Annotated in this window: 11 protein-coding genes and 1 pseudogene; 9 read left to right on the top strand and 3 right to left on the bottom strand. The window is 59.8% G+C overall.

Going from position 1 to position 19730, the window contains the following annotated elements:
• Positions 1-3: 3 nt before the first annotated feature.
• The 5 genes from aroK (at position 4) to ACMXYH_RS03065 (ending at position 9627) form a co-directional block, all read left to right on the top strand.
• On the top strand, positions 4-522 hold the full coding sequence (aroK, locus tag ACMXYH_RS03045; RefSeq protein WP_010464421.1) for a shikimate kinase AroK: 519 nt from the start codon (positions 4-6) through the stop codon (positions 520-522).
• Positions 523-673: 151 nt separating this feature from the next.
• The gene (gene aroB, locus ACMXYH_RS03050; protein ID WP_123366938.1) at positions 674-1774 is read left to right on the top strand and encodes a 3-dehydroquinate synthase; all 1101 of its coding nucleotides are present in this window, start codon (positions 674-676) and stop codon (positions 1772-1774) included.
• A gap of 10 nt (positions 1775-1784) precedes the next feature.
• Positions 1785-3377, top strand: coding sequence for an SPOR domain-containing protein (locus tag ACMXYH_RS03055; protein ID WP_415766256.1), 1593 nt, complete (start codon positions 1785-1787; stop codon positions 3375-3377).
• 352 nt (positions 3378-3729) lie between these two features.
• Positions 3730-8175, top strand: coding sequence for a glutamate synthase large subunit (gene gltB, locus ACMXYH_RS03060; protein ID WP_129439150.1), 4446 nt, complete (start codon positions 3730-3732; stop codon positions 8173-8175).
• A gap of 33 nt (positions 8176-8208) precedes the next feature.
• On the top strand, positions 8209-9627 hold the full coding sequence (locus tag ACMXYH_RS03065; RefSeq protein ID WP_008149580.1) for an FAD-dependent oxidoreductase: 1419 nt from the start codon (positions 8209-8211) through the stop codon (positions 9625-9627).
• Positions 9628-9709: 82 nt separating this feature from the next.
• On the opposite strand, the gene ACMXYH_RS03070 is transcribed toward ACMXYH_RS03065, so the two are convergent.
• Entirely contained in the window at positions 9710-12799 is a 3090-nt protein-coding gene (locus tag ACMXYH_RS03070; RefSeq protein WP_415766257.1) for a multidrug efflux RND transporter permease subunit, read from the bottom strand.
• Between the two features lie 15 nt (positions 12800-12814).
• Positions 12815-13969, bottom strand: a complete 1155-nt coding sequence (locus tag ACMXYH_RS03075) for an efflux RND transporter periplasmic adaptor subunit (RefSeq protein WP_415766258.1) — start codon at positions 13967-13969, stop codon at positions 12815-12817.
• 258 nt (positions 13970-14227) lie between these two features.
• Here ACMXYH_RS03075 and hemE point away from each other — a divergent pair, with 258 nt between their 5' ends.
• Together hemE and ACMXYH_RS03085 are read left to right on the top strand one after the other, a co-directional pair.
• On the top strand, positions 14228-15295 hold the full coding sequence (hemE, locus tag ACMXYH_RS03080) for a uroporphyrinogen decarboxylase (protein ID WP_129439148.1): 1068 nt from the start codon (positions 14228-14230) through the stop codon (positions 15293-15295).
• Positions 15296-15611: 316 nt separating this feature from the next.
• A pseudogene (locus tag ACMXYH_RS03085) lies at positions 15612-16573 on the top strand (IS110 family transposase).
• A 40-nt stretch (positions 16574-16613) separates the two neighbouring features.
• Here ACMXYH_RS03085 and ACMXYH_RS03090 read toward each other — a convergent pair.
• Positions 16614-17840, bottom strand: coding sequence for an MFS transporter (locus tag ACMXYH_RS03090; RefSeq protein WP_415767650.1), 1227 nt, complete (start codon positions 17838-17840; stop codon positions 16614-16616).
• 166 nt (positions 17841-18006) lie between these two features.
• Here ACMXYH_RS03090 and ACMXYH_RS03095 point away from each other — a divergent pair, with 166 nt between their 5' ends.
• Entirely contained in the window at positions 18007-18909 is a 903-nt protein-coding gene (locus ACMXYH_RS03095) for a LysR family transcriptional regulator (protein WP_415766259.1), read from the top strand.
• A 507-nt stretch (positions 18910-19416) separates the two neighbouring features.
• The gene (locus ACMXYH_RS03100) at positions 19417-19683 is read left to right on the top strand and encodes a DUF6124 family protein (RefSeq protein WP_415766260.1); all 267 of its coding nucleotides are present in this window, start codon (positions 19417-19419) and stop codon (positions 19681-19683) included.
• Positions 19684-19730 lie beyond the last annotated feature (47 nt).

Genomic DNA, 19730 nt, shown 5'->3' on the forward strand with positions numbered 1-19730 from the left:
TCTGTGCGAAATTTGATTCTTGTTGGACCGATGGGGGCTGGAAAAAGCACCATCGGCCGGTTGCTGGCCAAAGAGCTGCGCCTGCCGTTCAAAGATTCCGATAAGGAAATTGAATTGCGCACGGGCGCCAATATCCCGTGGATTTTCGATAAGGAAGGCGAGCCGGGCTTTCGTGACCGCGAGCAGGCGATGATTGCCGAGCTGTGCGGCTGCGACGGCGTGGTGCTGGCGACCGGTGGCGGCGCGGTGATGCGCGAGGCCAATCGTCGGGCGCTGCACGCCGGGGGGCGGGTGGTCTATCTGCATGCGTCTGTCGAGCAGCAGGTGGGTCGCACTTCCCGTGATCGCAATCGACCCCTGTTGCGTACTGCCGATCCGGCCAAGACCCTTCGGGATCTGCTGGCGATCCGCGATCCGCTTTATCGGGAAATCGCCGATCTGGTGGTGGAAACCGATGAGCGGCCGCCGCGAATGGTCGTACTCGATATTCTCGAACGCTTGCAGCAGCTACCTCCCCGTTAAAGCGCAGCGCGAAATGCGCTATCCTCGGCGTCCTGTCATGGCCGCTCAAGGTTGTGGCGGATGGCTACCGAACGGCGTCACACCAGCAGACGCCGTGGACATTCGTTAACTCAAGGCAGGACGCCTGATTCCATCTTCACTGTGGGGACACATGCAGACACTCAAGGTCGATCTAGGCGAGCGCAGCTACCCGATTCATATTGGCGAAGGTTTGTTGGATCAGCCTGAGCTGCTGGCCCCGCATATTCGCGGACGGCAAGTGGCGATCATCTCCAACGAGACCGTTGCGCCGCTCTATCTCGAGCGTCTGACCCGCAGCCTCGCACAGTTCTCGGTGGTTTCCGTGGTGCTGCCGGACGGCGAAGCGTTCAAGACCTGGGAAACCCTGCAACTGATTTTCGACGGTCTGCTGACCGCGCGGCACGACCGCCGTACCACGGTCATCGCCCTCGGTGGCGGTGTGATTGGTGACATGGCCGGTTTTGCTGCCGCCTGCTACCAGCGTGGTGTCGATTTCATCCAGATCCCGACCACGCTGCTGTCGCAAGTCGACTCTTCGGTGGGCGGCAAGACCGGGATCAACCATCCGCTGGGCAAGAACATGGTTGGCGCTTTCTATCAGCCGAACGTGGTGCTGATTGATACCGCTACCCTCAATACCCTGCCGGCCCGCGAACTGTCCGCCGGGCTTGCTGAAGTCATCAAGTACGGGCTGATCTGCGACGAGCCGTTCCTGACCTGGCTTGAAGACAACGTCGATCGTCTGCGCGCCCTGGACCAGGTCGCCCTGACTTATGCCATCGAGCGCTCTTGCGCGGCCAAGGCTGCGGTGGTGGGTGCCGACGAACGGGAGACCGGTGTTCGCGCCACGCTCAACCTGGGTCACACCTTCGGTCACGCCATCGAAACCCACATGGGCTATGGTGTCTGGCTACATGGTGAGGCGGTCGCTGCTGGCACCGTAATGGCCTTGGAAATGTCCGCGCGCCTGGGCTGGATCAGCGAGCAAGAGCGCGATCGCGGCATTCGTCTGTTCCAGCGTGCCGGCCTGCCGGTCATCCCGCCTGAAGAGATGACTGAAGCCGATTTTCTCGAACACATGGCAATTGACAAGAAAGTGATCGACGGTCGTTTGCGCCTGGTGCTGTTGCGCCACATGGGCGAAGCGGTGGTGACCGACGATTATCCGAAAGAGGTTTTACAGGCCACGCTGGGAGCGGATTACCGCGCTCTGGCTCAGCTTAAAGGTTAATAAGATCCCGATGACTAGTTTGCACGCCGACGAGGCTTTCCTCGGCCATTACCAGTTGAGTCATGACCCTTTTTCTCCACGGGTGCCTGGCTTCAAATTCTTCCCGGCCCAGCGCAAACCGGTGCTGGGGCAACTGCATCACCTGGCACGCTACAGTCAGTTGCTGCTGGTCGTCACCGGCCCGCAAGGCAGTGGCAAGACGCTGTTGCGTCAGGCCCTGGTGGCCAGCACCAACAAGCAGTCGGTGCAGAGCGTGGTGGTTTCCGCCCGTGGTGCCGGTGATGCGGCCGGCGTGCTGCGTCAGGTGGCTCAGGCGCTGAACGTTGCCCAGGCCGAGATCGGCGCGATTCTGGCTCAAGTGGTGCAACTTGCGTTGACGGGGCAGGAAGTCTATTTGCTGGTGGATGACGCCGAGCAACTCGACGAATCCGCGCTGGAAGCCTTGCTGGCCCTGGCCGCTGGTGCACCGGAAGGTCGCCCGCATGTGTTCCTGTTCGGCGAGTCGTCGCTGATTGCTCAACTGGAGGCGCTGAGCCTCGAGGAAGAGCGTTTCCACGTCATCGAATTGCAGCCTTACACCGAAGAAGAAACCCGCGAATATCTGGACCAGCGGCTCGAAGGCGCCGGCCGGGGTATCGAACTTTTCACCGCAGATCAGATCTCTGATATTCACGAAAGCTCCGACGGTTGGCCTGGCACCATCAACCAGGTTGCCCGCGATGCAATGATCGAAGCCATGATTGCCAGCCGCTCAGCGGTGAAGCGTCCAAGTATGGGGTTCAACATGCCGAAGAAACACGTATTGGCGATTTCCGCCGTTGTCGTGGTCGCGGTAGCCGCCGCCTGGTTGATGCCGGGTCGCAGCAAAGCACCGACCACTGGCGCACCTGTCAACGAACAGGCGCAACTGCCGCTCGGCCAGGGCACGCCGCAACCTAACAGCGGCGGCGCGCCTGCCGTCGAATTCGCCGGTAACTCGCAACCGATGCCATTGCCGCTGGTCGGCAACTCGCAGCCGGTCATGCGTGGTCCGTTGGCCGAAGCCGCCGGTGGCATCACCGAAGGCGACGACGGCGTGCCGGTCGAAGGTTCGAGCGCTACGCCGCCGACCGTGACCACCACCGCGCCTCCAGCAGGTCTGTCGGCCGGTCCTGCGCCGACGCCAGCCACCAAACCTGTGCCTGCGCCGACTCAGGTCGCGACTGCCAAGCCAGCCCCGGTTGCGCCTGCCGTGAAGCCAGCTCCAGCGCCAGCCAAGCCCGCCGCCGCTGCTGCCAAGCCTGCCGAGAAACCAGCCGCTGTGGCCAAAGCCGCTGGCGGCACCTGGTACGCAGGGCAAGCACCGGGTAACTACGTGGTGCAGATCCTCGGCACCAGTTCCGAAGCGGCCGCGCAATCCTTCGTCAAGGAGCAGGGCGGCGAGTACCGTTATTTCAAGAAAGTCCTCAACGGCAAGCCGCTTTACGTCATCACTTACGGTAGCTTCGCCAACCGCGATGCAGCCGTTACCGCCATCAAGGCCTTGCCAGCGAAGGTTCAGGCTGGTAAACCTTGGCCTCGCTCCGTCGCCAGCGTCCAACAGGAACTGGCTACAGCTCGCTGATGATTCGGCGGCCTTACCCAGGCCGCCTCTCCCGGCACCTCAAAATTTTCCGCAAGTAGCATGCTGTCTCTACAGACCGCGTGCCTTGTGGTGTCTGCGTCACAGTAGTCTTTGAGTCGTTGCGGTCAAAATTAAAAAAGTTTTGACTAGCACAGCATATCGCTTTAAACCTTTCACAAATGCGACATAGATTTGCGGCATTTCGTCGTCAAATTTGTGAGCCTCTGTGTTGGTGTGTACAATGACCTCCCTTTTGCCCCCGCAAAGCTGGCGTACGTTCGGCGCGGATGGTAAGTGGTTGAATTGAAAAGAAATTTGCCTCGACAAGAGGCAGCCTGGTGAGAAAGTGTCTATGAAAGCAGGTCTGTACCAACCAGATGAATTCAAGGATAACTGCGGTTTCGGCCTGATAGCCCATATGCAGGGCGAGCCCAGTCATACCCTTTTGCAAACGGCCATCGAGGCCCTGACCTGCATGACCCACCGCGGTGGGATCAACGCCGACGGCAAGACCGGTGACGGTTGCGGTCTGCTGATTCAAAAGCCGGATGTGTTCCTGCGAGCCATCGCCCAGGAAACCTTCGGCGTCGAACTGCCCAAGCAATATGCGGTGGGCATGGTCTTCTTCAACCAGGACCCGGTCAAAGCCGAAGCCGCTCGCGAGAACATGAACCGCGAGATCCTCGCTGCTGGCCTGACCCTCGTCGGCTGGCGCAAAGTGCCGATCGACACCAGCGTCCTCGGTCGCCTGGCCCTTGAGCGCCTGCCGCAGATCGAGCAAGTGTTCATCGCCGGTGATGGCCTGAGCGATCAGGACATGGCCGTCAAGCTGTTCACCTCCCGTCGTCGCTCGTCCGTGGCCAACGCCGCCGACGCCGATCACTACGTCTGCAGCTTTTCGCACAAGACCATCATTTATAAAGGCCTGATGATGCCGGCGGATTTGACCGCCTTTTATCCAGACCTCAGCGACCAGCGCCTGCAAACCTCGATTTGCGTGTTCCACCAGCGCTTCTCGACCAACACCCTGCCGAAATGGCCGCTGGCTCAGCCGTTCCGCTTCCTCGCCCACAACGGCGAGATCAACACCATCACCGGTAACCGCAACTGGGCCGTGGCCCGTCGCACCAAGTTCACCAACGATCTGATGGATCTGGAAGAACTCGGCCCGCTGGTCAACCGTGTCGGTTCTGACTCCTCCAGCATGGACAACATGCTCGAGTTGATGGTCACCGGTGGTATCGACCTGTTCCGTGGCGTGCGGATGATCATTCCGCCTGCGTGGCAGAACGTCGAAACCATGGACCCGGACCTGCGTGCGTTCTACGAATACAACTCGATGCACATGGAACCGTGGGACGGCCCGGCCGGCGTGGTAATGACCGACGGTCGCTACGCGGTGTGCCTGCTCGACCGTAACGGTCTGCGTCCGGCGCGTTGGGTCACCACCAAAAACGGCTTTATTACCCTGGCCTCGGAAATCGGTGTCTGGAACTACCAGCCTGAAGACGTGATTGCCAAGGGCCGCGTTGGCCCGGGTCAGATCTTCGCCGTGGACACCGAAACCGGCCAGATCCTCGATACCGACGCCATCGACAACCGCTTGAAGTCCCGTCATCCGTACAAGCAATGGCTGCGCAAGAATGCCCTGCGCATTCAGGCGACCATGGAAGACAACGACCACGGTTCGGCGTTCTACGACGTCGATCAGCTCAAGCAGTACATGAAGATGTACCAGGTCACTTTCGAAGAACGTGATCAAGTGCTGCGTCCGCTCGGCGAGCAAGGCTACGAAGCCGTTGGCTCGATGGGCGATGACACGCCGATGGCCGTGCTGTCCCAGCGCGTGCGCACGCCGTACGACTATTTCCGTCAGCAGTTCGCGCAGGTCACCAACCCGCCGATCGACCCGCTGCGTGAAGCCATCGTCATGTCGCTGGAGATCTGCCTCGGTGCCGAGCGCAACATTTTCCAGGAGTCGCCGGAACACGCTTCGCGCGTGATCCTCAGCTCGCCGGTCATTTCCCCGGCCAAGTGGCGCTCGCTGATGAACCTCGATCGTCCGGGCTTCGAGCGCGCGATCATCGACCTCAACTACGACGAAAGCGTCGGCCTCGAAGCGGCGATCCGCAACGTCGCCGATCAGGCTGAAGAAGCCGTGCGCTCCGGTCGTACCCAGGTCGTGCTGAGTGACCGTCACATTGCCCCGGGCAAGTTGCCGATCCACGCTTCCCTGGCCACCGGCGCGGTGCACCACCGCTTGACCGAAAAAGGCCTGCGTTGCGACTCCAACATCCTCGTGGAAACCGCCACCGCTCGCGACCCACACCACTTTGCAGTGTTGATCGGTTTCGGCGCCTCGGCGGTCTATCCGTTCCTGGCGTACGAAGTGCTGGGCGATCTGATCCGCACCGGTGAAGTCCTGGGCGACCTCTACGAAGTGTTCAAGAACTACCGCAAAGGCATCACCAAAGGTCTGCTGAAGATCCTGTCGAAGATGGGTATCTCGACCATCACGTCTTACCGTGGTGCGCAGTTGTTTGAAGCCATCGGCCTGTCTGAAGAAGTCTGCGACCTGAGCTTCCGTGGCGTGCCAAGCCGCATCAAGGGCGCGCGTTTCGTCGACATCGAAGCCGAGCAGAAAGCCCTGGCCGCCGAAGCCTGGAGCCCGCGCAAGCCGATCCAGCAAGGTGGTTTGCTGAAATTCGTCCACGGCGGCGAATATCACGCCTACAACCCGGACGTGGTCAGCACCCTGCAAGCCGCTGTGCAGCAGGGCGACTACAGCAAGTTCAAGGAATACACGGCGCTGGTGGACAACCGTCCGGTGTCGATGATCCGTGACATGTTCAAGGTCAAAACCCTGGACACGCCGCTGGACATCAGCGAGATCGAACCGCTGGAGTCGGTGCTCAAGCGCTTTGACTCCGCGGGCATCTCCCTCGGCGCCTTGTCGCCGGAAGCTCACGAAGCCCTGGCCGAAGCCATGAACCGCCTCGGTGCGCGTTCCAACTCCGGCGAAGGCGGCGAAGACCCGGCGCGTTACGGCACCATCAAGAGCTCGAAAATCAAACAGGTTGCGACTGGCCGTTTCGGTGTGACCCCGGAATACCTGGTCAACGCTGAAGTGTTGCAGATCAAAGTCGCTCAGGGCGCCAAGCCCGGCGAAGGTGGTCAACTGCCAGGCGGCAAGGTCAACGGTCTGATCGCCAAACTGCGTTACGCAGTGCCGGGCGTGACCCTGATCTCACCTCCACCGCACCACGACATCTATTCGATCGAAGATTTGTCGCAGCTGATTTTCGACCTGAAACAAGTCAACCCGAAGGCGCTGGTTTCGGTGAAACTGGTTGCAGAAGCGGGCGTCGGCACCATCGCCGCCGGTGTGGCCAAGGCCTACGCGGACTTGATCACCATCTCCGGCTACGACGGCGGCACCGGTGCATCGCCGCTGACCTCGATCAAATACGCGGGCGCTCCGTGGGAACTCGGCCTGGCCGAAACCCACCAGACCCTGCGCGGCAACGACCTGCGCGGCAAAGTGCGGGTACAAACCGACGGCGGCCTGAAAACCGGCCTCGACGTGATCAAGGCTGCCATCCTCGGCGCTGAAAGCTTCGGCTTCGGCACCGCGCCGATGATCGCGCTGGGCTGCAAATACCTGCGTATTTGCCACCTGAACAACTGCGCCACCGGCGTCGCGACTCAGAACGAGAAGCTGCGCAAGGATCACTACATCGGGACCGTCGACATGGTGGTGAATTTCTTCACCTACGTCGCCGAAGAAACCCGTGAGTGGCTGGCCAAGCTGGGCGTGCGCTCCCTCGAAGAGCTGATCGGTCGTACCGATCTGCTGGACATCCTCGAAGGCCAGACCGCCAAGCAGCAACACCTGGACCTGACGCCATTGCTGGGCAGCGATCACATCCCGGCGGACAAGCCTCAGTTCTGCCAGGTCGACCGCAACCCGCCGTTCGACAAAGGCCTGTTGGCCGAGAAAATGGTCGACATGGCCACCTCGGCCATCAACGACATGAGCGGCGCCGATTTCGCCCTGGATATCTGCAACTGCGACCGTTCGATCGGCGCGCGGATCTCCGGTGAAATCGCTCGCAAACACGGCAACCAGGGCATGGCGAATGCGCCGATCACCTTCCGCTTCAAAGGGACGGCCGGTCAGAGCTTCGGTGTGTGGAACGCTGGCGGCCTGAACATGTACCTGGAAGGCGACGCCAACGACTACGTCGGCAAAGGCATGACCGGCGGCAAACTGGTCATCGTTCCGCCGAAGGGCAGCGTCTACAAGACTCAGGACAGTGCCATCATCGGCAACACCTGCCTGTACGGCGCCACTGGCGGCAAGTTGTTCGCCGCCGGCACCGCGGGTGAGCGTTTTGCGGTGCGTAACTCCGGTGCTCACACCGTGGTGGAAGGCACGGGCGATCACTGCTGCGAGTACATGACCGGTGGATTCGTCTGCGTACTGGGCAAGACCGGTTACAACTTCGGCTCAGGCATGACCGGCGGTTTCGCCTACGTGCTCGACCAGGACAACACCTTCGTTGACCGGGTCAACCACGAACTGGTGGAAATCCAGCGGATCAGCGGTGAGGCGATGGAAGCCTATCGCAGCCACCTGCAACGCGTGCTGAACGAATATGTCGAGGAAACCGACAGCGAGTGGGGTCGTAACCTCGCTGAAAACCTCGATGACTATCTGCGTCGTTTCTGGCTGGTCAAGCCCAAGGCTGCCAACCTGAAATCGTTGCTTTCCAGCACCCGTGCCAACCCGCAGTGATATGCGCCTGAAGAGTTTGATGAGGTTTTAACAATGGCTGAACGTCTGAATAACGACTTCCAGTTCATCGATGTCGGGCGCAAGGATCCGAAGAAGAAACTGTTGCGTCAACGCAAGAAAGAGTTCGTGGAGATCTACGAACCCTTCAAACCCCAGCATTCGGCCGATCAGGCCCACCGCTGCCTGGGTTGCGGTAACCCGTATTGCGAATGGAAGTGCCCGGTGCACAACTTCATTCCGAACTGGCTGAAGCTGGTGGCCGAGGGCAATATCCTCCAGGCTGCCGAGCTGTCGCACCAGACCAACACCCTGCCGGAAGTCTGCGGCCGGGTGTGCCCGCAGGATCGTCTGTGCGAGGGTGCCTGCACCCTCAACGACGGTTTTGGCGCGGTGACCATCGGTTCGGTCGAGAAGTACATCACCGACACCGCGTTCGCCATGGGCTGGCGTCCGGACATGTCCAAGGTCATACCGACCGGCAAGCGTGTTGCGGTGATCGGCGCAGGCCCGGCAGGCCTGGGCTGTGCCGACGTGCTGGTACGCGGCGGCGTGACCCCGGTGGTGTTCGACAAGAACCCGGAAATCGGCGGTCTGCTGACCTTCGGCATCCCCGAGTTCAAGCTGGAAAAGACCGTGCTGAGCAATCGTCGCGAAGTTTTCACCGGCATGGGCATCGAGTTCCGTCTGAACACCGAAGTGGGCAAGGACGTGACCGTCGAGCAACTGCTCGAAGAGTACGATGCCGTGTTCATGGGCATGGGCACCTACACCTACATGAAGGGCGGCTTTGCCGGTGAGGACCTGCCGGGCGTGCATGACGCGCTCGACTTCCTGATCGCCAACGTCAATCGCAACCTGGGCTTTGAAAAGTCGCCGGAAGATTTCGTCGACATGAAAGGCAAGAAGGTCGTGGTATTGGGTGGCGGCGACACGGCGATGGACTGCAACCGTACGTCGATTCGCCAGGGCGCCAAGTCGGTGACCTGCGCTTATCGTCGTGACGAAGCGAACATGCCGGGCTCGCGCAAAGAGGTGAAGAACGCCAAGGAAGAAGGCGTGAAATTCCTCTATAACCGCCAGCCAATCGCGATCGTCGGTGAAGACCGCGTCGAAGGCGTGAAGGTGGTCGAGACCCGTCTCGGCGAACCGGACGCCCGTGGCCGTCGCAGCCCCGAGCCGATTCCGGGTTCCGAAGAGATCATCCCGGCTGATGCCGTGGTCATCGCGTTCGGTTTCCGTCCGAGCCCGGCGTCGTGGTTCGAACAGCACAGCATCCAGACCGACAGCCAGGGCCGCGTTGTAGCCCCGGAGCAAGGTCAGTACAAGCACCAGACCAGCAACCCGAAAATCTTCGCCGGTGGCGACATGGTTCGCGGTTCCGACCTGGTGGTAACGGCGATCTTCGAAGGCCGCAATGCCGCCGAGGGGATCCTGGATTACCTGGGCGTTTAACGTTCGGTCCTGATCTGCGGTACGGTCAACATGTGGCAGCGGGCTTGTTCTGTACGAATAAGCCCGCTCCTGCAATTGATCATCAGCGACGGCGGGTTCTCACCCGTTGCATCACCACCACAAAAAACACCGGTACAAACACCACCGCCAGCGTCGCGGTGATCATTCCGCCGATCACGCCCGTGCCGATGGCCTGTTGGCTCGCCGAACTGGCGCCCGTGGCAATCGCCAGCGGCACCACACCAAGAATGAACGCCAGCGACGTCATCACAATCGGCCGCAACCGCAACCGCGCGGCTTGCAGCGTGGCGTCGATCAAATCGTGACCTTCGTCATAGAGACTCTTGGCAAATTCGATGATCAGAATCGCATTCTTCGCCGACAGGCCAATGATGGTGATCAAACCGACCTTGAAGAATACATCGTTGGGCATCTCGCGCAGGGTGACCGCCAGGACCGCGCCGAGCACGCCAAGAGGCACGACCAACAGCACCGACGTCGGAATCGACCAACTCTCGTACAACGCCGCCAGACACAGGAACACCACCAGCAGCGACAAGCCGAGCAGAATCGGCGCCTGGTTGCCGGACAAGCGTTCTTGCAACGATAGCCCAGTCCATTCCTGCCCCAAGCCCGCCGGGCCTTGCGCCACCAGGCGTTCGATTTCCGCCATGGCTTCGCCGGTGCTGTAGCCGGGGGCCGGTTCGCCGGAAATGCTGATCGACGGGTAGCCGTTGTAACGGTTCAATTGCGCAGGTCCTTGAATCCATTTGGCCTGGACGAAGGCTGATAGAGGCACCATTTTTCCCTCGTTGTTGCGCACGTGCATCTTCAGCAGATCGTCGACCTGATTGCGCTGGTCGCCCTCAGCCTGGACCACCACCCGTTGCATCCGCCCCTGATTGGGGAAGTCATTGATATAGGCCGAACCGATGCCTGTGGACACTACGTTGCCAATATCGGCGAAGGAGACACCCAGCGCATTGGCGTGTCGGCGGTCGACGTCCAGTTTTACCTGCGGCGCTTCGGCCAGGGCGCTTTCGCGGACGTTGATCAGGATCGGGCTGGCTTGCGCTGCTTCCAGCAAATCGCTGCGCGCCTTCATCAGCGCTGCATAGCCAAGTCCGCCACGGTCCTGCAAACGGAATTCGAAACCGCTGGAAGTGCCAAGCCCATCAATCGGGGGCGGCAAAACAACGAACACTTCCGCCCCTTTGATCTGGCTCACGACCGCGTTCGCGCGTTCGGCGATGGCGGCCGCCGTGTCATTGCTACCCCGCTGCGACCAATCCCTGAGCACGGTGTAACCCAATCCGGCGTTCTGTCCGCTGCCGGAAAAACTGAAACCGAGAACGAACGTGCTGTTGTCCACACCCGGCTCGGTGGCGTTATGCGCTTCGATCTGCTTGATGACCTCGACCGTACGATTTTGGCTCGCACCGGGGGGCAATTGAATGTCGGTGATTGTATAGCCCATGTCTTCGACCGGAAGAAACGAGGAGGGCAGGCGAGTGAAACTCACCACCAGCACAATCAGGAGCCCGCCATAGATGAACAGATAACGCCCACTGCGTTTCAGCGCATAAGCGACCCCGTCCTGATAGCGGTCGGTCAGTTGTTCGAATCGGCGGTTGAACCATCCGAAGAACCCGCGGGCAGCGTGGTCGCCCGGTTCAAAGGGCTTCAGCAGCGTGGCGCACAGCGCCGGGGTCAAGGTCAGGGCAAGGAATGCCGAAAACAGTATCGACGTGGCCATGGTCAGGGAGAACTGCTGGTAAATGACCCCAACCGAGCCTTGCATGAACGCCATCGGGATAAACACGGCAACCAGCACCACGGTAATGCCGACGATGGCGCCGCTGATTTGCTTCATTGCCTTGCGCGTTGCTTCCTTGGGCGAGAGCCGCTCCTGGAGCATGATTCGTTCAACGTTCTCCACCACCACGATAGCGTCATCCACCAGGATGCCGATCGACAGCACCATGCCAAACATGGTCAGCACATTGATGGAGAACCCCAGCACCTGCATGATTGCGAAGGTGCCCATCAAGGCCACCGGCACTACCAGCGTCGGAATCAATGTGTAGCGGATGTTTTGCAGGAACAGGTACATCACCGCGAACACCAGCACCATCGCTTCGAGCAGTGTGTAAACCACTTTGGTGATCGAGACCTTGACGAAAGGCGAGGTGTCATACGCGATCTGGTATTTCACGTCAGCCGGGAAATAGCGCGTCAACTCATCCATCTTCGCGCGCACCAGTGTCGCAGTGCTCAATGCGTTGCCACCGGGCGTCAGTTGCACCCCCAATTCGCTGGAAGGTTGGCCATTGAGACGCGTGCCGAACTGATATTCCTGGCTGCCGATTTCGACCCGGGCGACGTCGCCCAGGCGAACGATGGCCCCACTGATGTCGGCGCGCAGCACAATGTCGGCGAACGCTTCGGGGCTCGACAATTGGCCTTCAACAAGGACCGTCGCGGTGATTTCCTGACTGCTGCTCACCGGTAATTCCCCGAGGCTGCCGGCCGCTATCAACGCGTTCTGAGCGGCGATCGCAGCGTTGACGTCTGCCGGTGTCAGGTTGAAAGCGATGAGTTTCTGCGGATCGACCCAAATGCGCATGGCTCGCTCGGAGCCGAACATCTGGACCTTGCCGACGCCGTCCAGGCGCTTGATTTCGTTGACCACATTGCGCGCCAGGTAGTCGCTAAGCGCAACGTTGTCGACATCATCGCTGGTGCCGATCAGCGAGATGAACAACAGGAAACCTGTGGAGACTTTCTCCACGCGCAAGCCCTGTTCTATCACCGCTTGGGGAAGGCGCGACTCGATGACTTTGAGGCGATTGAGCACGTCGACCTGCGCAAGTTCGGGATTGGTGCCCGGTTTGAAGGTCGAGGTGATCGTGGCGGAGCCCTGGCTGCTGCGCGACTCAAAATACAGAAGATGATCAGCGCCGCTGAGCTCTTCCTCGATCAGGCTGACGACGCTTTGATCCATCGCCTGCGCCGAAGCCCCAGGATAGGTGGCGACAACTTCGATTTTCGGCGGGGCAATGTTGGGGTATTGCGCCACTGGCAACTGCGGTATAGCCAATGCGCCGGCGAGCAGGATGAACAGCGCAATCACCCAGGCGAACACCGGACGGTCGATAAAGAACTGCGGCATAAAAAAGCGTCCTGCTTACTGACCAGTCGTCTGGGCAAGTGGAAGAGGGGAGTTGTCGATCTCGACTTTTTCGCCGGGACGAGCATGTTGCAGACCTTCGACGATGATGCGATCGCCTGATTTGAGGCCATCAGTGACGATCCATCGGTGATGATTCACCGCGCCCAGTTGCACCGTTTTCAGGCTCACGCGCAGTTCGTCATCGACCAGCATTACTTGGGGTAATCCCGCGCTGTTGCGTACGATGGCGCGCTGCGGGACGCTGATGCCGCGTTGATCGATAGCCTGCTCCAGCCGCACCCGCACGAAGCTGCCGGGCAGCAAGTCGAGATCGGGGTTGGGAAACTCGCTGCGCTGGATGATCTGGCCAGTGCCGGGGTCGACGCTGATGTCGCTGAAAAGCAGCTTGCCGGGCAACGAATAGAGGCTGCCATCGTCCTGAATCAGCGTGGCTTTGGCTTGGTCCTGGCCAAGTTGTTGCAGTTGGCCGGAGCGGAACGAACGGCGTAGTTCGTTGAGCTCACGGGTTGATTGAGTCAGGTCGACGTGGATCGGGTCCAGTTGCTGAATCAGCGCCAGCGGTGTCGATTCGTTCTGCCCGACCAAGGCGCCCTCCGTCACCAATGCGCGACCGATGCGCCCGGAGATGGGGGCGGTCACGGTGGAATAACTCAAGTTCAGGCGCGCGCGTTGCACCATCGCCTGGTTGGCCGTGACGTCAGCCTCGGCCTGCTGAGCGGCCGCGCGCGTGTTGTCATATTCCTGGGCGCTGATCGCATTGCCCGAGATCAATCGGCGATAGCGTTGTTCTTGCAGGCGCGCGCGTGAGGCATCGGCTTGAGCTCCTTTCAGCCCGGCCAGGGCGCTGTCCAGATCAGCCTGAAGGGGCGCAGGGTCGATGTAAAACAGAACGTCACCCTGCTTCACTTCACTGCCTTGCTCGAACACACTTTTGAGCACTACCCCAGCCACGCGGGCGCGTACTTCGGCGATTCGCGGTGCCGCAACCCGTCCACTCAATTCGTTGCTGACGGAAAGGGGCCTGGCTTCCAGGGTTTCGATGCTGACCTTTACAGAGGCGGATTCCGGCGTGTCGGATGCCTGAGTACAACCGCTGACAATAATGGCCAGTACCAGTGAACCTGACGCGAAATGCAGTTTTCTATACATCGACACCCCTCCTTAAAGAGGCGCGGATGCTAGGAAGGGACGGTTAATTCGCTGTTAAGCGGGTCTTGGAAGAGTGCGAGCAGATGTGACGAGCCCTCAACAACACGTCTGTTTGCACCTCCGGCAAGGGTTCAGGAGGCGTGGCGTCGCGTTTGACTGGCGCGACAAATTGACCCGATAGACAAAAGGCGCGGCTCTTGCCGTGCCTTTTGCGTCGCGCTCTGAGAAAATGCCCGCACTTTTTTTCCGGATGCCGACATGACTGCCCTGAAGAACGACCGTTTCCTTCGCGCCCTGCTCAAGCAACCCGTAGACGTCACGCCTGTCTGGATGATGCGTCAGGCCGGTCGCTACCTGCCGGAATACCGCGCCAGCCGTGCCAAGGCCGGCGACTTCATGAGCCTGTGCATGAACCCGGAGTTCGCTTGCGAAGTCACGATGCAGCCACTCGACCGCTACCCACAACTGGACGCGGCGATCCTGTTCTCCGACATCCTGACCATCCCCGATGCCATGGGCCAGGGCCTGTACTTTGAAACCGGTGAAGGTCCGCGCTTCAAGAAAGTCATCAGCACGATGGCTGACATCGAAGCGCTGCCGATTCCTGATCCGCACAAAGACCTCGGCTACGTCATGGACGCGGTCAGCACCATCCGCCGCGAACTGAACGGCCGCGTGCCGCTGATCGGCTTCGCCGGCAGCCCATGGACCCTGGCCACCTACATGGTCGAAGGCGGCTCGTCGAAAGACTACCGCAAGACCAAAACCATGCTCTACGACAACCCGCAAGCCTTGCACCTGCTGCTGGACAAGCTCGCGCAGACGGTCACCAGCTACCTCAACGGCCAGATCATGGCCGGCGCGCAAGCGGTGCAGATCTTCGACAGCTGGGGCGGCAGCCTTTCGGCGGCGGCGTACCAGGAGTTCTCCCTGGCCTACATGCGCAAAATCGTCAGCGGCCTGATCCGCGAACACGAAGGCCGCAAAGTGCCGGTCATCCTGTTCACCAAGAACGGCGGCCTGTGGCTGGAAAGCATCGCCGACGCTGGCGCTGATGCCCTCGGCCTGGACTGGACCTGCGACATCGGCAACGCCCGTGATCGCGTCGGCAGCAAAGTCGCGCTGCAAGGCAACATGGACCCAACCGTGCTGTACGCCAAGCCGGAAGCGATTCGTACCGAAGTCGGCCGCATCCTCGCCAGCTATGGCAAAGGCAGCGGTCACGTGTTCAACCTCGGCCATGGCATTACGCCTGAAGTCGACCCGGAACACGCCGGCGCCTTCCTGCGCGCGGTGCACGAACTGTCGGCGCAGTATCACGAGTGATCGTGACGGGTTAACAAACACCCTGCTTTTCTGTGGGAGCGAGCTTGCTCGCGATGAGGCCATAACATTCAACATCTAAGTTGTCTGTTATACCGCCATCGCGAGCAAGCTCGCTTGTATGTTTAGACTTGAAGGGGTGGGCGGGACTAAAAGCTCGATTCTGACTCTGACCAGTACAGACCGTGGGAGACTTCTCGTCCCGCCCTTTCTACCCAAAGCGCCGATAAGGAATTCATCGGTAAAACCGACGATAGAGGCAAGCCAGCGCAACGGTAGACCCCGACAAGCTCTTAAACCCTAGCTCCGAGGATTCGTCATGACAATCCTTACTTCGCAGACGGTTGTTGGCATCGATATCGCCAAGGCTGAAATAGTTATCTATCGCTCCGACCTGCAAACCACTGACGCCATCAAGAACGATCGAACAGCCCTTAAACGCTGGCTTAAAACATTGCCCGCCCAAAGCGCTATCGCCGTTGAAGCCACCAACATCTACCACCTGGACACTGTCGAGTTGGCCCATGCGATGGGTCACCAGGTCTATGTCGTGGATGCTTATCGGGTGAGCAACTATCGCCGCGGCATCGGCCAGCGAGCCAAGAACGATCCCTGCGATGCCCGTCTGCTGGCGCGTTATTTGACGAACGAACAAGACGGACTGCGGATCTGGAGCCCGCCACCCAAGGCCTACACCTCGCTGAAAAGCCTGCTCCACAGGCGTGCAACGCTAATCCAGAACCATGCCGGTCTGATGCTGAGCTGGGCCAATGAACCCTTGTTGAAGAAAGTGCAGACCGCCCAGCAAAAGGCCTTCAAGCAAGCGGATCAGGCCATTCAGAAACTGCTGCGCAAGGTCTGCAAAGAGGCGGGTATTGAAGAGAATATCGACCGCTGCAAAGCCATCGAAGGGGTTGGCGAACTGACTGCAACCGGGTTGGCGACGACCTTTATGCGCGGTGATTTTGCCAATAGTGATGCGTTCATCGCGTTTCTAGGGATGGACCTTACGGTCGATGACTCCGGGAAGAAGAACGGCCCCCGGCACTTGACCAAAAAAGGGGATCCGGAAGTACGCCGGTTGGCTTACAACGCCGCAATGGCAGCCTGTCGCTCAGCTAAATGGAAACCGTTTTACGAGTCATATTTGGCAAGAGGCTTCTCGAAAACCCAGGCATTGGTGGCCCTTGCCCGGAAACTCTGCCGGGTGGCATTTGCCCTGATGAAAAATCAGAGCAAATACCAGCCGGCCTGAAGTTGCGGGGTTGCCCTGCAACATAGAATCTCCCACAGTTGTTTATGGTTGACTGGATATTTGTGTTTAGGCCTTTACACCGCCGAGCGGTGGCAACTTCGCCAGTTTCAACGCCACCAGCAGCGCAATCACCAGCAACCCGCCAATGAACAACCCGATCCCGTTCCACCCGCCCATGTGCCAGAACACCCCGCCCGCCGTACCCGCGATGCTCGACCCGGCGTAATAGCTGAACAGATACAGCGACGACGCCTGCCCCTTGGCTTTAATGGCGCGGCGGCCAATCCAGCTACTCGCCACCGAATGGGCGCCGAAAAAGCCGAAGGTGAAGATCAGCATCCCGATGATCACCACTGGCAGCGGCGTCAACATGGTCAGTGCAAGGCCTGCGAGCATCAGGACGATCGTCGCCCAAAGCACTTTGCGCCGGCCTAGTTTGTCGGCCAGCGAGCCAATCTTCGCCGAGCTGTAAATCCCCGACAGGTACACCACCGACAGCAACCCGACAAACGCCTGGTCCATGTTGTAAGGCGCGGCCAGCAGGCGATAGCCGATGTAATTGAACAGCGTGACAAACGCGCCCATCAGCACGAAAGCTTCAAGGAACAACAACGGCAGGCCGGCATCGCGAAAGTGCATGGTGAAGCCGTCAATCAAGCTGCGCGGGTGCAATGAGCGGGCGCGGAAGTTGCGTGACTCGGGGAGGATTTTCCAGAACACCGCCGCCGCGATCAGGGCCAGACCACCGATCACCAGCATCGCCGTGTGCCAGCTGACGAAGTCGATCAACACGCCAGTGATCAAGCGTCCGCACATTCCACCAATCGCGTTGCCGCCGATGTACAAGCCCATGGCCAGGCCGATGTGCTGCGGGTGGATCTCTTCGCTCAAGTAAGTCATGGCGACCGCTGCCAGACCGCTCAACGACAACCCTATCAGCGCGCGCATCACCAACACGCCGTGCCAGCTCGGCATCATTGAACTGGCGATTGTGCAGAGTGCGGCGGCGAACAACGCGGCGACCATCACCGGTTTACGTCCGACACGGTCGGAGATCGGGCCAGTGATCAGCAGACCAATGGCGAGCATGCCGGTGGCGACCGACAGGATCAGGCTGCTCTGGGCCGCATTGATGGAGTACTCATGGGACAGCAGCGGCATCATCGGTTGCACGCAATAGAGCAGAGCGAAGGTCGCGAAGCCGCCGGAGAACAGCGCCAGCACCGTGCGCATGAACATCGGTGTGCCTTTTTCGATGTAGATCTCCTGTAGTTCGGCGACAACATCGTCCACCGCTGCGGGCGGAACTTCATGGGCAAGTGGAGCGACAGCAGTTTTCACTTCGGACCTCGGAGGACGCAGCCGGTCAGGCAATGAAAAAAGCATATAGCTGCCTAATGATTCAATCCAATATATTGTTCGACCTGTTTGATAGGTTTAACGACCTAATGGAGTTTTCATGGAATTGCGTCACCTGCGCTACTTCATCGCTGTCGCCGAAGAGCTGCACTTCGGCCGCGCCGCTCAGGTGCTGGGCATCTCGCAACCGCCCTTGAGCCAGCAAATTCAGGCGCTGGAGCAGGAGGTGGGCGCGCGGTTGTTCGAGCGGACCAATCGTCGGGTCGAACTCAGTGAAGCCGGTCGGCTGTTTCTGGAAGAGGCGCGGCTGGTGTTGGCGCAGGTCGACAAGGCGGCGGATGTTGCACGGCGTGCGCAGTTGGGTGAATTGGGCGAACTGAAGATCGGCTTCACCTCGTCGGCGCCGTTCAACTCGACCATTCCACAGGCGATTTTTTCGTTTCGCCAGCGATTTCCGGCGGTGCACCTGAACCTGCGGGAGATGAGCAGCACCCAGGTCGCCGATGCGTTGGTGGATGAGTCGATTGAAGTCGGGATCATGCGGCCGCTTGGGTTGCCGGACTCGCTCAGCGTGGTGGAGTTGATGCGTGAGCCGCTGGTGGCGGTGCTCAGCTCGAAGCATCCGTTGGTGACCGGTAGCGAAGAAGGCTTGTTTCTGTCAGCTCTGGGGCTCGAACCCTTCGTATTTTTCCCACGCAGTTATGGCAGTGGTCTGTACGCGCAATTGCTCAGCCTGGCGCGGGATGCGGGGTTTAGTCCGCACTTTGCACAGGAGGCGGGCGAGGCGATGACGATCATTGGTCTGGTGGCGGCGGGGTTGGGTGTATCCGTGCTGCCGGCGTCCTATCAGCGGATGCGCATCGAAGGGGTGGTCTATCGGCCTCTGCTCGATCCAGAGGCGGTGTCGGCAGTGTGGCTGGTGCAGCGTAAGGATCAGAAGTCGCCAATGGCGAAGGCGTTTGTGGAGTTGTTGACGCGTAAGGTTGAGCCGCTGAAGGCGTGACTGCTTCGCAGTCAATCGCGGGCAGGCCCGCTCCCACAGTGGATAGGGGGTGGAACAAAAATCGGTTCACACCGCAAATCCCTGTGGGAGCGAGCTTGCTCGCGAAAGCGTCCGCAAGTTCACCAAAAAAGGAGCAGTTACCGATGCCATAGCGGACGCTTCGCTGAAGGGTGTAAGACATTTCCGAACTACCTTGAACAGGCCACAGCGCCTTGCGGCATTGCCTACAACTACTCCAGAATCCGCCGGCTTGTGCGCTTTGGGGGCCATCGGTAACTTGATTCGCGTCACTGATTTCCAGTGATCGGGTTTAGTAGCCCGTGTTTACACGATGCGCATTTGCATGCCGGATAGTCAGGTAATTTCATGCCTGCACTTTGATGGTAGCTGTGCGTAGGGCGCTCTCGGGCGCGCCGGTTCGTGTTTCCCGGTCTACTAACCTGCGTACGGCTGCCACCCTTTTGATTAGTAGCGACTCGGTGGCTCCACTTTGTAGGTAGCCGAAACATGACGAATACAACAACAAACCTACCGGACACCGATCCGGATGCTCCACGCCAACCAAGCAAAATCTTCCTCATCGCCCCCGATATCGACAACCACACCCTGCTGGAATACGCCTGTGAATCCCTGGCATCAGCCAACGTCATGGCGAGCGATTTCGCGAGGTATCTGGAAGGATCGCAAAGCAACACACTGCTGGGGATTCAGCAGTCGATCATGTTGGGGGAACTGGCAGTAAACCGTGTGTTGGATAACCTCGATTCACCCTAGTGGATACCTTGAACATCAAAAGATCGCAGCCTTCGGCAGCTCCTACA

Origin of the sequence: Pseudomonas frigoris (assembly GCF_047758635.1) — a bacterium.
Classification (GTDB): Bacteria; Pseudomonadota; Gammaproteobacteria; order Pseudomonadales; family Pseudomonadaceae; genus Aquipseudomonas; species Aquipseudomonas frigoris.